Below are 14933 nucleotides of genomic sequence, written 5' to 3'. Positions count from 1 at the left end.
TCCCAGGTACCCCACTATCTTGGGGCAGTCGGTGGTTGGTTGCCCAAGGTGGCCGGACCAGTGGGAGCATCTATCGCGGCAGGGTCGCGGTCGAAATGGCCTCCCAGCCGCGGTCTCACTCAAGACTACAAGCCATCCGGGCAGCGCCTGGACCTGGCGACGTGGTCCTGTTGCGCCGCTGTTGTTTCGCCACCGACCACCACGCGACAGCACACCGCGCGGTGGCGACCGTGGAATCTCCGGTAAGGAGATGGCTGGTGATGGCGATGCCGCCGCAGACTGCGTGTCTTGCGTGCTGGTCGTCCCGCACCGCCATCGCTGTCCAGGGAGTCCGGAACCGGTCGCAGCCCGTCCCCGAGCGGGTTCGTGTGCCTACGCATGGAGGACGCATGACCACCAACGACACCCTTGCCGCGATCGCCGCCGGTACCCTAACCAACACCAGCGTTCCCGCCAGTGTCAGCGCGCCCGCCCGCAGCGCGCCGGAGTTGACCGACCCGTCGGACGTCGTGCCGCCCCCCCGCCAAGCCATTGCAATGCACGCACAGACCATCGAAGAACAAACCGTCTCCACCTGGATCACCAAGGAAGCGGGCAACCGCAAGATTCCGTTCGAGGCCGAGCGCCTGGACCGCGCGATCGACCAGATCCATGCCGAGTTCCCGCAGCTGGACGTGGCCGACTACAAGCGCTCGGTGTTCGGCTTTGTCGAGCGCAAGGACAGCGTCAACGCCGATGACCTGGTCGACCATCTGATCCGCGAGGCCGAAGCCCGCGTCGATCTGACCACCCCGGAGTGGGAGCACTTCGCCGCGCGCCTGTACCTGCGCCGCCTCTACAAGCGCGCCAGCCGCAACCGGTTCTACGACGCTAGCCAGAAGTACGGCTCGTTCGTCGGCCTGCAGGAAAGCCTGGCCGACCGCAATGTCTATTCCAACGACATCCTGCGCCGCTATTCCAAGGACGAGCTGATCGAAGCCGGCAAGATGATCGAGCCCGAGCGCGACAAGCTGTTCGCCTATAACGGCCTGTATCTGCTGGCCACCCGTTACCTGGCCACCGACAACTCGCGCGGCGTGTTCGAGCTGCCGCAGGAGCGTTGGCTGACGATCGCGCTGTACCTGATGCAGGACGAGATCGGCACCGGCAAGGGCAGCCGCGAGCGCCGCATGCAGCTGGTGGGCGAGGCCTACTGGGCGCTGTCCAACCTGTACATGACCGTGGCAACGCCGACGCTGGCCAATGCCGGCAAGGTCGGCGGCCAGCTGTCGAGCTGCTTCATCGACACCGTCGACGACAGCCTGCAGGGCATCTACGACTCCAACACCGACGTGGCGCGCGTGTCCAAGCACGGTGGCGGCGTGGGCGCGTACCTGGGCTATGTGCGTTCGTCCGGCTCGGCGATCCGCGGCGTGTCCAATTCGTCCGGCGGCGTGGTGCCGTGGATCAAGCAGCTCAACAACACCGCCGTGTCGGTGGACCAGCTGGGCCAGCGCAAGGGCGCCATCGCGGTCTATCTGGACATCTTCCACCGCGACATCGAAGCGTTCCTGGACCTGCGCTTGAACAACGGCGACCAGCGCCTGCGCGCGCACGACGTGTTCACCTCGGTGTGCATCCCGGACCTGTTCATGGAAGCGGTCGAGCGTCGCGGCGACTGGTACCTGTTCGATCCGCACGAGGTCAAGCGGGTCAAGGGCTGGTACCTGCAGGATTTCTACGACGAGAAGAAGGGCGACGCCAACAGCAGCTTCCGTCGCAAGTACGAAGAAGTCGTTGCCGACGAGCGCATCACGCGCAAGACCGTCAAGGCGATCGAAATCTTCAAGCGCATCATGGTCAGCCAGCTGGAAACCGGCAACCCGTTCATGTTCTATCGCGATGAAGTCAATCGCAAGAACCCGAACAAGCACGAGGGCATGGTCTATTCGTCCAACCTGTGCACCGAGATCCTGCAGAACATGAGCCCGACGCGGATGATGCAGGAGATCATCAGCGGCAATCAGATCGTCACCACCAAGAAGGCCGGCGACTTCGTGGTGTGCAACCTGTCCTCGATCAACCTGGGCCGCGCGATCATCGCGCAGGACGACCAGGCCGATCTGCTGGGCGCCGACGTGCTGGAGCGGTTGATCCCGATCCAGGTGCGCATGCTCGACAACGTGATCGATCTCAACCAGCTGCCGGTGCCGCAGGCCACCATCACCAACCAGAAGTACCGCGCCATCGGCCTGGGCACCTTCGGTTGGCATCACCTGCTGGCGCAGAAGGCCATCCATTGGAATGCCAAGGAAGCCGAGGATTACAGCGACGAACTGTATGAGCGCATCAACTACCTGACCATCCAGGCGAGCATGGAGCTGGCCAAGGAAAAGGGCACCTACAGCGTGTTCCGCGGCAGCGACTGGCATAACGGCGAGTACTTCCGTGCGCGCGATTACAACAGCCCGCAGTGGCTGGAGTTGTCGGCACAGGTGGCCGTCAATGGCGTGCGCAATGCGTGGATGCTGGCCGTGGCGCCGAACATGAGCACTGCGCAGATCGCCGGCTCCACCGCCTCGATCGACCCGATCTACAGCGCGTTCTATTACGAAGAAAAGAAGGACTTCCGTCGTCCGGTCGCCGCACCCGGCCTGTCGCTGGAAACCTGGCCGTACTACGAAAAGGGCGCCTACAAGGTCGACCAGTTCGCCAGCGTGCGCCAGAACGCGCGTCGTCAGCGCCACATCGACCAGTCGATCAGCTTCAACTTCTACGTGCCCAGCACCATCCGTGCGAGCACGTTGCTGGATCTGCACATGACCGCCTGGCGCGAAGGCTTGAAGACCACGTACTACGTGCGCTCCAACGACATCGACATCAGTGAGTGCGAGTGGTGTTCGAGCTAAAGCGCATGCAGTAGCTAAGCGCATTCGCGCTTCGCTTCCACGGTTCGCGTTGCGAACCGTGGACCCTGCTTCATCAGCATCCACACCCCGCGCCTTAGGCGCGCCCCCTGACTTAGGGGGCTTTCCTCCAGAACGATTTGTTGTCGCCGTTCCCGTTTGTACGTGCGACGCCTGAAAGACGAGTAGAGACCCATGTCCGCAACACCGCTTGAGCGCATCAAGATCCTGGAGCCGCGTCACCCCAACCGCTCCACCGCCATCATCAATGGTCAGACCTCCGGCATCCTCAACTGGAACGACATTCCGTATCCGTCCTTCTATCGGGCGTACAAGGAGCTGTCGACCAACTTCTGGATCCCCGACGAGGTGGACATGAAGGGCGACGCGCGCCAGTACAACGAGCTGTCGGCGCGCGAGAAGAATGCCTACGATTCGATCATCGGCTTGCTGGCCACGCTGGATTCGCCGCAGACGCGCTTCATCTACAACGTCGCCGAATACATCACCGACCCGGCCGCACATGCCAATGCCGCGATCATCGGCCAGCAGGAAGTGATCCATAACGAGAGCTACAGCTACGTGCTGGCCTCGATCACCGGCCTGGCCGATCAGAACCGCGTGTTCGAGCTGGCCCGCACGCACCCGACCATCATCAAGCGCAATGCGCCGATCATGGGCGCCTACGACGACTTCCTGCGCGACAAGACCGCCGAAACGCTGATCCGCGCGCTGATCCAGTCCTCGATCCTGGAAGGCATCAACTTCTATTCCGGCTTTGCGTATTTCTACAATCTGGTCCGCCAGAACCGCATGACCGGCACCGGCAAGATCATCAGCTTCATCAACCGCGATGAGCTGGCGCATTCCAAGTTCATCAGCGAGCTGATTCGCGCCATCATCGGCGAGAACCAGGCGCTGCAGGGCGACCAGCTTACCGACTACGTGCACAAGGCGTTCGAGCACGCGATCGATCTGGAAACGGTGTGGACCGCCGAAGTGCTGGACGGCATCGACGGCATCGACGTGGACGAGATGATCCGCTACGTGAAGTACCGCGCCAACAAGATGGCCGGCATGCTCGGCATCGAGAAGCTGTACGAAGGCGCCAACGACAACGTGATGCCGTGGATCAAGGCCTACGCCGACAACTTCACCGAAACCAAGACCGACTTCTTCGAAATGCGCAATGCGTCGTACAAGAAGACCAATTCGGATAATGGGTTTGATGATCTGTAAGTAATTGGGAATAGGGAATCGGGAATGGCAAAAGCAGACAGCAGCGCGCTCTTCCGATTCTCCATTCTCCATTCCCTGCCCCCCACCAAATGAACATCCTGCTGGCACTGGCATCGTTGAGCGGCAATACCCGCGATGTGGCGCGCAGTGTCGCGCTGCACTGCGAGGCGGCCGGGCACACGGTGACCTGGTTGGAAACCGATGTGCAGCGGCTGCAACAGGTGCCGCATGCGCCGGGACAGTACGACTTGTTTCTGTTTGGCAGCTGGACCGACAACGGCGGGCGCACGCCGTCGGAGATGAAACGATTCATCGTCGAACTGGTCGAAACGCTGGGCAAGCCGCCGCGTGTTGCCGTCTTCGGGACGGGCGAAACGCAGTGGGGTGAGGACTATTTTTGCGGTGCGGTGCATCGCATCGCACAGTTTTTCGCCAGTCCATTTCCGCGCTTGACCATCGAACAGATGCCCCACGGCCAGCGCGACGCGCAGGCCATCGCCGCCTGGACCGACGAGGTTCTAGCTCAATGCAAACACGATCCCCATGATGCACACCATTACCGTCACGTCGCCTGAGCACTACACCCAGACCCTGGCCGCGCACCCGCGCGCGCTGGTGGATTTCTACAAGGACAATTGCCCAGGCTGCAAGATGCTCGACATGTCGCTGACCAAGTTCGCCAACAGCGACGCGGCCGAAGGCGTGGCCTTGTTGAAGGTCAAGCTGGAAGTGGTGGGCGAAGAATTTTTTCGCGACCTGGGCCTGCGTCAGACGCCGACCCTGGCGCTGTACCGCGACGGTAGCGAAGTGGCGCGCCTGCCTGGTTTCCAGTCGCCGGCGCAGGTAGAGACCGCGGTCAAGACCAGCCTCTGAACCAGCGTCTGTTCGCAACGCGCCGGCACGCCGTAGCGCTCCTGTAGGAGCGGCCCCGGCCGCGAGGCATTACCGAGACAAGCCATCGCACCAGCTCGTGCGTTGGATGCGCGGCGCACTGCCTGCAGCTGTCAATCGGCTGGCCGCCACGTGCAAACCGCACGCCGGTGCCCGCCCATGCGGCATGGCCTCCACTGCGCGCTCGCGCACGCCGCTGCGCCCATCGCGCCGCTTCCCGGCACCGCTGCTGCTGCAATGGCGTCTGCACGCATCGACCAACCAGCCTTCTCAACGGAATTCGCCATGTCAGTCAGCCCGCAGACGCCCCCGCCCACCGAAGTGCGCATGGTCGAAATCGTGTTCCCCAACCACACCAATCACATGGGCACGCTGTTCGGCGGGCAGGCGTTGGCGTGGATGGACAAGGCTGCGTTTCTGGCCGCCTCGCGCTATGCGCGGCGTGCGGTGGTGACCGCACGCTCGGACCAGGTGGATTTCAAGCTGCCGATCCGTCAGGGCCAAATGGTGGAAACCATCGCGCGGGTGGTGTCGGTGGGGCGCAGTTCGATCGAGGTGGAAGTGGAGCTGATCGCCGAAGACCTGCTCAGCGGCGCGCGCGAGCTGTGCACCCGTGGCCACTTCGTCATGATCGCGCTCGGTGACGAGGGCAAGCCGACGATGGTGCCGCCGTTGCCAGCTGCTGGCGCTAGCTGATCAGGACCGGCGCGGTCACAGCGTCGTGAGTACTCGTTTACTGCGAGCGGCGAGGGCGCACGCACCTTAGCGCGCACCCAGCACTCGCCGCCGCCACCCCCGCTCGATGATTGCGCAGTTGCCAGAGCGCCGCTGTTACTCCTCGACCTCGCGATCCTCGCGCTTGGTTTCTTCCATCGCTTCGGGTTCCAGCTCTTCGGCGCTGCGATTGAGTTTGACGAACACGCCCCAGGCGATCAGCAACAGCGCCGCGCACAGGCCGACGGCGGCGGCATACGGCAGCTTGGCCGGGTCGTCGTGCATCAGCTCGAAGATCGACACCAGCGTTTCGATCGCCAACGCGATCACGATCACCACGAAGAACCGCGACAGGTAACGCCGCACGCGCGTGGGGCCGCTGACCTTGACGTCGCGCAGGATCTCTTCTTCGAAGATGGTCTGGCCCAGTTCCAGGGTCACCAGCGCCACGGTGAGCAGGCCGATGGCTTCCAGCACCACGTTGAAGCGGTCGCGCACCACCATGTCGCCGCCCGGGGTGAAGCCATGCCACAACTCCAAGCCGGCCATCCCCACCAGTCCCGCCGCGCACAGCACGAAAAACGCCAGGATCACGAAGTGACCGGCACGGAACAGGTGGCTGAGCAGCTTCATGGCAGGCGACGCGGGCGGTGGGACGCAGAGCATCATGGGCACCGCGTCGTGATGGCGCGAAGGCTGCGCCAACCCGGCGCGCCCTCATCCGGCGCGTTGCGCCACCTTCTCCCGCAAGCCGGAGAAGGGAAGTGCTAGAGCAGCGAGGTGTAGCTCCCGCGTGCGGCAGAAGGGACGTGCCAGAGCAGCCAGGTGTAGTGGAGACGGAGGCCATCGGCCCAGTGCCGTGTAGCGACCGGCATTCTTAGGGCGGCTGCACAGTCGTTTTGTTCGCTGCTCTTAGTCCCCGCTCCCTTCTCCCGCGTGCGGGGGAAGGTGCCCGAAGGGCGGATGGGGGGACGGCGCACATGCGCAGCCCGCGCACCGTTGCCTGCCACCTTCTCAGCTATGCCGCAGCACCTGATACGCCTGTAGATGCACATTAGCCGCCATTAGCAGCGGTGCATTGCGACCGGTCTCGCGCACGCGCTTGAGCATGTCGCCGACGATCTGCGCCGCTTCCACCTCCTGGCCGGCTTCCAGGTCGCGCAGCATCGACGCCTTCAACGGCGAGTCCACCTGCAACAGCGTCTGCAACGCCTTGGCGCGTGCGCCTTCCGGAATCGGTTGTCCGGCCGCATCGGCCGCCCACAGGCATTCGTTGTACAGGCCGTTGATCAACGCTCGCCCGTCGTCGGTGGCCACGATCGCGCCGATCGGGGCGCGCATCAGGCAGGTGGCCCCCGCCAGCGCAGTGAGGAAGCTGTATTTGATCCACTGCTCCTGCGCGATCTGCGTACTGGCCACATGATCGATACCGGCCTGCGTGCACGCTGCGGCAAACGCCTGCACGCGCGCCGAGTCTGCGCTGCCATCGCGCTCGCCAAAGGTGAGCGCCGCCGGCTTGCCCAGATGCAGGATCTCGCCATGCTCGCCCTTGGTCGCGCTGATGAAGCACAGCCCGCCCAGCACCCGCGCCGCGCCGAAGCGCTCGTCCAGCGCCGCGTAATGGCGCAGGCCGTTGAGGATCGGCAGCACCGTGGTGTGCTCGCCCACGGCCGGTGCAATCGCATCGAGCGCGCTGTCCAGGTCGTAGGCCTTGCAGCTGAGGATCACCAGGTCGAACGGCTGCTGCGCCACCAGCGCTGGCAAGGCAGCGGCGGTGACATGCGCCACCTGCAGATCCGCATCGCCCAGCGGGCTGCGGATACGCAAGCCATCGGCCTGCAACTGCGCCGCCCGCGCATCGCGCACCAGGAAGGTGACGTCCACGCCGGCCTGCGCCAGCCGTCCGCCGAAATAGCCGCCGGTGCCGCCAGCGCCAAGGATGAGGATATGCATCAAAATCTCCGTTCAGCTTGATGGTTGGAGCGTGTCAGGGCAGGGTGGTAAAATCCCGACCGGATCGGGGATTCTCGGTCGGCATCAGGCTCTGGCGGAATCGCCGGAGCCTTTTGTTTTTACGGGTAGCACTTCAACCCGTAGCCGAGATAACGGCCAGATGCATCCTTGTCCAGCTTCTGCTCGATGACATCCCACGCGCGATTGGGTTGGTCGGGCCGCAACTGCCGCATGCCGATTGGACGTGCGACCAGATCAGCCAGCTGCAGTCCGATCGCGTTGCTTTTCTTGTCGCAGATCACCGGATCGAATGGCAGTTCGACACCGGAAAAATTGTCGCCGCCGCAGATCCGGCGAAATGCCAATTCCAGGTCCTGATCTTCGTTATGTCCACGCGCCTCGCACAGCACGTGCGTGATCAACGGCGCGCCGCGTTGCGCAACCTGGCCCTGCTTGCTGAGCTTGTAGTACATCCGCTCAAGGCAGAAACGCATCGAGATTTCGTACGGATTTTCGCCGCGCTGGCGATCCTGAAGACGACGTTTGTCGATGACAGCGGCAAAAACCGTCATCGGCGCGGAGGCCAATGCATCGGTCAGAGCATCGATAAACGCCTGCTTCTTGTCGCGATCACGCAACACCGAAAACGGCCCGATATCCCGGCGTATCTCACGTTCGTGCAGCACCACGGCATCGTGGCCGAACGTCGCAAACTTGATCCGTTGAATCGCCGGTACCACTGCAGCCATGTAATCGCGTTTACTGATCAGGCAGCAAGACAGCACGAACAACGGGAAGGCCGAATCGATGTTGGCCATCCCATGGTCACCGCTCTCATCCACGAACACGATGTAGTCGCTGAACTGCACTCTCAGCTCCGCAACCCCACGCCACGGCGCAGCAGCCACAGCGCCAGCGCGCTGAGTACCGCGACAAAGCCCAGCATCAGCGCGTAGGCCACCCAGATCGGCACGTCGGAGCTGCCGAGCAGGCCGTAGCGGAAGGCGTTGACCATGTAGAAGATCGGGTTTGCATGCGTGGCCGCCTCGGCCCAGCCGGGCAGCAACTTCACCGAATAGAACACGCCGCCCAGGTAGGTCAGCGGGGTCAGGATGAAGGTTGGCACGATCGCCACGTCGTCGAACTTCTTGGCGTATACCGCATTGACGAAGCCGGCCAGCGAAAAGATGATCGCGCCCAGCAGCACGGTGGTCAGCGTCACCAACGGATGCGGGATACGCACGGGGGTGAAGAACATGGCGATGACCAGCACCAGCGCACCGACCATCACCCCGCGCAGCACCGCGCCGGACACATAACCCCACAGGATCACCCAGTTGGGCATCGGGCTGACCAGCAGTTCTTCGACGTGGCGGCCGAACTTGGCGCCGAAGAAGCTCGATGAAATGTTGCCGTAGCTGTTCTGGATCACGCTCATCATCACCAGGCCGGGCACGATGAACTGCATGTAGGTGTAGCCGCCCATGTCGCCCACGCGCGAGCCGATCAGCCCGCCGAAGATCAAAAAGTACAGCGTCATGGTGATGGCTGGCGGCACCAGGGTCTGGCCCCAGATGCGCAGGATGCGCTGCACTTCGCGGCGCACAATGGTGCCTAGCGCGATCCAGTTGCGTTGGCGGGGTGTTGCGGGAACAGCGGACATCGAAGGCTCCGGGGAACTCATGGGTGACCTGCCGGGCGCACGGGCGCCGCTGCAGCAGGAGCCGGGTCGGCGAGGGTCTCACCGGGGCCGGTCAAACGAACGAACAATTCTTCCAGCCGGTTGCTCTTGGTGCGCATCGAGCGCACCCGGATGCCGGCATCGCCTAGCGCGGCGAACACGCGGTTGAGGTCCATCGCGCGCGGCATGTCCAGATCCAGCGTGTGGCTGTCGATGGCGGTGAGCGTGGTGCCTTCGATCGCCGGCAGCTGAGCGGGCAGGTCGCCGTCGATATCGAACAGGAAGCCTTCCACGTCGAGCTTGGCCAGCAGCTCGCGCATCGGCCCCTGGGTGACGATCTGGCCGTGGTTGATGATGGCCAGGTTGCGGCACAGGTGCTCGGCTTCTTCCAGGTAATGCGTGGTCAGGATGATGGTGGTGCCGGCGGCGTTGATCTCTTTCAGCACGCGCCACATGTCGCGGCGGATCTCGATGTCCACGCCGGCGGTGGGCTCGTCCAGGATCAGTAGCCGCGGCTGGGTCATCATCGCGCGGGCGATCATCAACCGCCGTTTCATGCCGCCGGACAGCGTGCGGCTCATCACCTGGGCCTTTTCCCACAGGTGCGCGCGGCGCAGCTCCACTTCGGCCAGACGCTCGGCTTCCGCACGCGGCATGCCGTAGAAACCGGCGTAGTTGACCAGGATGTCGAAGGGTTTTTCGAACAGGTTGAAGTTGACTTCCTGCGGCACCAGGCCGATCAGGCGCATCGCCTCGCTGCGATGGGCGACCAGATCGGTACCGAACACTTCCACCTGCCCGCCGGATAGGTTCACCAGCGAGCTGATGATGCCGATCAAGGTGGACTTGCCCGCGCCATTGGGGCCGAGCAGGGCGAAGAAGTCGCCCGGAACGACGTCCAGTGACACGCCCTTGAGCGCCTGGGTGCCGTTGTCGTAGGTCTTGCGCAGATCGCACACGCGCAGGGCGGGCGCACTGGGAGAGGGTGAATTCAAGATGGTCCTTCGCGCCAGGATGCCGGCGCAGCGAGTTGCAGACCGTTATTATAGAAGCCCGTGGGGGTTCGCCCCGATCACAGACTGTCCCAAATACGTTCGTGTCCGTTCAATTCCCCCTCAAGCTTGTCGACCGGCGTATGATTGCGCCCACCGTGGCCCACTGCCAGTTCGTGCGTGATGACGGGCAGCCGCTGGATTTCCAGCCCGGGCAGTTCATCCAGATCCACTTCAACGGCGCCGACGGCACCCCGACCAAGCGCAGCTATTCGCTGGCGACCATCCACGATCACGCGTTTGGCCCGGGCGAGGCAGTGGATATCGCGGTGAGCTTCGTGCCCGGCGGCTCGGCCACCGCGCTGTTCGAAGGCCTGCAGATCGGCGACCAGCTGCAGGCCAGCGGCCCCTACGGGCGTTTCTGCCTGCCGCCGGGCGATGCCAACCAGCGCTATGTGCTGATTGCCACCGGCACCGGGGTCACCCCGTACCGGTCGATGCTGCCGTTGCTGGCCGAGGCGATCGCCAGCCGTGGCGTGCAGGTGGTCCTGCTGCAGGGCGCGCGCACCCCGGCCGAGCTGCTGTACGGCGAGGATTTCCGCGCGTTTGCCGACGCGCACCCGCAGTTCCGCTACGTGCCGTGCCTGTCGCGCGCGCTGCCTGACTCGCCGCATGCCGATGTGCGGCACGGCTATGTGCAGCAGCATCTGCCCGAATTCGCGCCCGATGCGCAGACCGATATCGCCTACCTGTGCGGCAACCCGGACATGGTGGATACCTGCGTCGAGGCGCTGAAGGCTGCCGGTCTGCCGAATGCGCAGATCCGCCGCGAAAAATACGTCAGTCCGCCGCCGGCAAAGACCTGAGGACCGCCGGCGCCGCCGCGATGGCGCCGGCGACCGCAGGCGTGCTGCCCCGTCATGCAGCGTGCCTGCGGTTGCACGCGCGCGAGGCTATGCCCGCGCTGTGTGCAGTGGCGGGCGTTGCAGCTCGACCGTGATGTGCACCAGTTCTTCGTGGATCTGCAACGCAGCGCGGACCAGGTCCGCATCGATGTCTGCAGCAGTCACCAGGCTGAGCACGCAGGCATAGCGATCGCTGCCGACGCGCCACACATGCAGGTCGGCGATGTCGATCGCATGCGCAAGCTCGGCGATGACCTGCTTCACTTCCGCCACCACCGGCGCGTCCATTTCCGCATCCAGCAGCACGCGGCCGGTACTGCGCAGCAGCCCCCAGGCCCACACGGTGACCAGTACCGCGCCGACGATGCCCATGATCGGGTCCAGCCACGTCACCCCCCAATGCATGCCGGCGACCAAGGCCACGATCGCCAGCACCGAGGTGGCGGCATCGGCGACCACGTGCAGATACGCGGCACGTAGATTCAGATCGGCGTGACCGTCGTGGTGGTGAGCATGCTCACCATGCGTGTGACCGTGACCGTGAGCATGATGCGCGTGCTCATGCCCATGGCTGTGATCGTGCCCGTGCGCATGCGAGTCGCGTAACCACCACGCACAGATCAGATTCACCAGCAGGCCTATCACCGCGATGACCGTGGCTTCCTGATAGTGAATGGGCTTAGGCGAAAACAGCCGTTCCACCGATTGGAAAGCCATCAGGCCGGCGACACCCAACAACAGCATCGCGCTGCTGTAGCCACCCAGCACCTCGACCTTCCAGGTGCCGAAGGTAAAGCGCACGTCGCTGGCATGCCGCCGCGCAAAGCGGTAGGCGAACAACGCCAACCCCAACGCAAGCGCATGCGAGCTCATATGCCAGCCATCGGCGAGCAGCGCCATGGAATTGAGTGTCCAGCCGCCGACGATCTCCACCACCATCATGGCCACGGTCAGGATCACCGCCTTGCGGGTACTGCGCTCGGCCAGCGGGTTGCTGCTGGCAAAGCGGTGCGACTGCGCGCAGTGGGGTGCGGTGTGCGTGATCGACATCGGTATGAGCTCTGGCTACGATACCCCCATAGGGTATCTGAGATACCCCCACAGGGTATAGGGCAATGTCACATCTAAACCACGACAAATCCAAGCTCCTGGCGCGCGTGCGCAAGATCCGCGGGCAGGTGGAAGGGCTCGAGAAAGCCTTGGCGCAGGACGTGGACTGCACCGCGCTGTTGACCCAGGTCGCCGCGTTCCGTGGTGCGGCGCAGGGGTTGATGGTCGAGTTGCTCAGCGAGCATCTCAAGCATCACGTGGCCGCGCCGGATGCGCTGGCCGAGCGGGAGTTGGCGGTCGACGATGTCGCCGCCATCCTCAAGACCTATCTTAAGTGACGCCGCTGCTGGCCTGATATCGTGACGCGGATTGCCTGGGCACCGGCGCCAATCGCCGCGTCCATCCCTGCGCGCTGCCAGCCACGGCGATGACGTGACTGGCAGCATCGGCGGTGCACCGCTCAGCGCGGCTGCAAGGTCACCAGCACCACATCGTTGCTACGCATCGGCACATTGACCTCCACCAGGCCATCGGCGCCGACACGGATGCGAGTGTCCTGCTCGGGCGTGTCGCGTGTGGCTCGCTGCAGCTGGGTCAACTGGGTCTGGTTCAAGGCCTTGGGCAGGCCCATGTCGATGTACAGCGACAGCGGGTCGTTACGGCGGTAGCCGGTCTTGCGCACCTGCAAGGTGTAATTGCCTGCGGGCACGTTGGTCATGCGCAACTGCAGCGGTGCGCTCTCGGTGGCGGCCACCAGCTTGGTATAGAACGGCGTATTGCTCACCGCCTGCACCGGCTGCTGCCAATCCCATACCAGCGCGGCGATGCGCTTGCCATCCACCGCTGCCAGCGCATGCGCATCGGGTAGCGGAATTTCGCGGCCCTGCAGCGCGTTCAAATATTTGTAGGCAAACCAGGCCGGCTTGCGAATGCCTTCGCGATTCATCAGCCCGAACCCGCCATGGAACGGCGTCGGCGGCGGGCCGGGTTCTTCGAACAGATCGGTATAGGTCCAGTAGCTCATGCCCTGCACCAGCCCTTGCACCTGCTTGAGTTTGGTCAGGATGTAGGGCGCACTGATATAGCTGTCGTGGACATAATCGCGCGGCGTGTAGCTGCTGCTCCACTCGGTGAAATACAGCGGCAACTGCGGAAACGCCGATGCCTCGATCTGCGCATGCACGCGACGCACATCGCCCACGATGGCATCCGGCGATGCGGACAGCTTGACGTCCTGCTTGCCGTCTTCATCGAGAAAACCGCCGTCCACGCCATAGGTATGCGTGGTCACGAAATCGATGGGGAGTGTGTTCTTGGCAACGAAGGCCAGCAGCTCCGGCACCCAGTCCGCGCCGGCAGTGGACGGGCCGCCGACGCGCAGCTGCGGGTCGATCGCCTTGATGGTGCGCGCGGTGTTGGCATACAGGTCGAAGTAGGCCTGCTGGTCGGCGTTTTCCCAGAAGTCCTTCAAATTCGGCTCGTTCCACACCTCGAAGTACCACTGGCGGATTTCATCGGCGCCGTAGCGGTCGCGGATGTGCCGCACATACGCATCGATCAACTGTGTCCACTTGGCCGGATCCGGATGCGAGGTGTTGCCCTTCCAGTAGAACAATGTCTGCTCGGAGGTTTTCATCGCGCCTGGGGTAAAGCCCAGCTCGACAAACGGGCGGATACGCTTGGCCAGCAATGCGTCGTACAACTGGTCCAGCTTGGTCCAGTCGTACACCAGCTTGCCGTCCACTTCTTTGACGGTGCCAAGCGCATCGTGGAAGACATCGTGGAAGCGGATGTAGCGAAATCCCAGTTCCTGCACAGCAGGCACCAGATGCGCCTGCGTCTCGGCGCGGATCAGCGTGCCCGGAAAATCCGAGCCCACCGACAGCGTGGCGAAGCGATCCACCGGCTTGCCGGCGGTGGAGAGATCCACTGCAATGTCGCGCGGTGCGGCGGCGTGCGCCGGCGCCGGTAATGCCGTGCTGCAGGCCAGCGTCATCGCAAGCAAGATGGGTAACCGCATCGTCTCTCCTGATGGTGTGTGCAGCGGTCGATGCAAAACGCATCTGCGCGATGACGCGCGCAGGCGTTCTGCTGATGACCGTCGCCGGGCGCTCAAGAGTAACGGAAAGCGTGTGCTGGATTGCGCAAGCAGCTGTGGTATTTCCACCTGCGATGACACACCGCAGTCGCGTTCGTTAGCGGTCGCATCCGTTGCAGGAGGCGAGCAGCGGCGCCGCCATTGCAGCAGCGCGGTGCGATGGTGTGTGAGTGCGGGTTGTCCCAGCACGCTTGGCAGAAAAAATGCTTGGCAGCAGGGGGCGCACCTTCGAGCGACCACCGCCGGAGCCCTGTCGCAGCTGATCGACTTCGCCACGCCGCACGAGCAGCTAAGAGCAGCCAATAAAACCTAGCGAGCAATCGTCGGGGGGCGGTAGGGTACCGGAGTGCACGCGTGGTCCATGCCACACCGAGCATCGGCTGCACCCGCCTGGCTGTGCGCACAGTGGCTTTGTTAGCTGCTCTGCATCATCGCTATCCCCGGTGTGGACCACTTGGCCAATGCAATCTGGCTGACTCGGGCGCGCCGCTGCAATCGGTCGTGGGCTTTCGAACGTGGTCTTGA

At 63.7% G+C, this 14933-nt stretch carries 14 protein-coding genes; 7 read left to right on the top strand and 7 right to left on the bottom strand.

The features are described from left to right. The first annotated feature begins 389 nt into the window (after window positions 1-389). From ACCQ06_RS21520 to ACCQ06_RS21500, 5 genes are all read left to right on the top strand, one after another. A complete protein-coding gene (locus ACCQ06_RS21520; RefSeq protein ID WP_316689244.1) occupies window positions 390-2888 on the top strand; it encodes a ribonucleoside-diphosphate reductase subunit alpha in 2499 nt (832 codons plus the stop codon). A gap of 192 nt (window positions 2889-3080) precedes the next feature. Continuing rightward, entirely contained in the window at window positions 3081-4124 is a 1044-nt protein-coding gene (locus tag ACCQ06_RS21515) for a ribonucleotide-diphosphate reductase subunit beta (RefSeq protein WP_006448529.1), read from the top strand. An 89-nt stretch (window positions 4125-4213) separates the two neighbouring features. Further along, window positions 4214-4699: a flavodoxin gene (locus ACCQ06_RS21510; protein WP_115514208.1), complete on the top strand. Its 486-nt coding sequence runs from the start codon at window positions 4214-4216 to the stop codon at window positions 4697-4699. After that, window positions 4671-4997, top strand: a complete 327-nt coding sequence (locus ACCQ06_RS21505; protein WP_228323331.1) for a thioredoxin family protein — start codon at window positions 4671-4673, stop codon at window positions 4995-4997. The genes ACCQ06_RS21510 and ACCQ06_RS21505 overlap by 29 nt, the downstream gene beginning before the upstream one ends. 303 nt (window positions 4998-5300) lie before the next feature. Next, on the top strand, window positions 5301-5711 hold the full coding sequence (locus ACCQ06_RS21500; protein WP_228323330.1) for an acyl-CoA thioesterase: 411 nt from the start codon (window positions 5301-5303) through the stop codon (window positions 5709-5711). Between the two features lie 135 nt (window positions 5712-5846). Here ACCQ06_RS21500 and ACCQ06_RS21495 read toward each other — a convergent pair whose 3' ends face one another. From ACCQ06_RS21495 to ACCQ06_RS21475, 5 genes are all read right to left on the bottom strand, one after another. Then, window positions 5847-6362 carry a hypothetical protein gene (locus tag ACCQ06_RS21495; RefSeq protein ID WP_005989851.1) on the bottom strand — a complete coding sequence of 172 codons (516 nt, stop codon included), beginning with the start codon at window positions 6360-6362 and terminating at the stop codon, window positions 5847-5849. Between the two features lie 381 nt (window positions 6363-6743). Beyond that, entirely contained in the window at window positions 6744-7682 is a 939-nt protein-coding gene (gene panE, locus ACCQ06_RS21490; RefSeq protein WP_316689234.1) for a 2-dehydropantoate 2-reductase, read from the bottom strand. Between the two features lie 119 nt (window positions 7683-7801). Continuing rightward, window positions 7802-8590, bottom strand: coding sequence for a DUF3800 domain-containing protein (locus tag ACCQ06_RS21485; RefSeq protein ID WP_228323328.1), 789 nt, complete (start codon window positions 8588-8590; stop codon window positions 7802-7804). Beyond that, complete coding sequence (locus tag ACCQ06_RS21480; protein WP_316689232.1) at window positions 8554-9366, bottom strand: ABC transporter permease; 813 nt, start codon at window positions 9364-9366, stop codon at window positions 8554-8556. The genes ACCQ06_RS21485 and ACCQ06_RS21480 overlap by 37 nt, the downstream gene beginning before the upstream one ends. Next, window positions 9363-10358: an ABC transporter ATP-binding protein gene (locus ACCQ06_RS21475; protein ID WP_316689231.1), complete on the bottom strand. Its 996-nt coding sequence runs from the start codon at window positions 10356-10358 to the stop codon at window positions 9363-9365. Before ACCQ06_RS21475 ends, ACCQ06_RS21480 begins: the two co-directional genes overlap by 4 nt. Before the next feature lie 35 nt (window positions 10359-10393). On the opposite strand from ACCQ06_RS21475, the gene ACCQ06_RS21470 reads away from it, so the two are divergent. After that, window positions 10394-11221 (top strand): ferredoxin--NADP reductase, encoded by an 828-nt coding sequence (locus ACCQ06_RS21470; protein WP_170068534.1) that lies wholly within the window; start codon window positions 10394-10396, stop codon window positions 11219-11221. 87 nt (window positions 11222-11308) lie between these two features. On the opposite strand, the gene dmeF is transcribed toward ACCQ06_RS21470, so the two are convergent. Beyond that, window positions 11309-12310 carry a CDF family Co(II)/Ni(II) efflux transporter DmeF gene (gene dmeF / locus ACCQ06_RS21465; RefSeq protein WP_316689229.1) on the bottom strand — a complete coding sequence of 334 codons (1002 nt, stop codon included), beginning with the start codon at window positions 12308-12310 and terminating at the stop codon, window positions 11309-11311. A gap of 65 nt (window positions 12311-12375) precedes the next feature. On the opposite strand from dmeF, the gene ACCQ06_RS21460 reads away from it, so the two are divergent. After that, the gene (locus ACCQ06_RS21460; protein WP_316689228.1) at window positions 12376-12648 is read left to right on the top strand and encodes a metal/formaldehyde-sensitive transcriptional repressor; all 273 of its coding nucleotides are present in this window, start codon (window positions 12376-12378) and stop codon (window positions 12646-12648) included. Between the two features lie 122 nt (window positions 12649-12770). On the opposite strand, the gene ACCQ06_RS21455 is transcribed toward ACCQ06_RS21460, so the two are convergent. Next, the gene (locus ACCQ06_RS21455; RefSeq protein ID WP_316689227.1) at window positions 12771-14330 is read right to left on the bottom strand and encodes a GH39 family glycosyl hydrolase; all 1560 of its coding nucleotides are present in this window, start codon (window positions 14328-14330) and stop codon (window positions 12771-12773) included. Window positions 14331-14933: the final 603 nt, after the last annotated feature.

It is taken from the genome of Xanthomonas sp. NCPPB 4467 (genome assembly GCF_041475665.2).
In the GTDB taxonomy this organism is placed as follows: domain Bacteria; phylum Pseudomonadota; class Gammaproteobacteria; order Xanthomonadales; family Xanthomonadaceae; genus Xanthomonas; species Xanthomonas dyei.
This window is presented reverse-complemented; position numbering and strand designations above follow the sequence as displayed.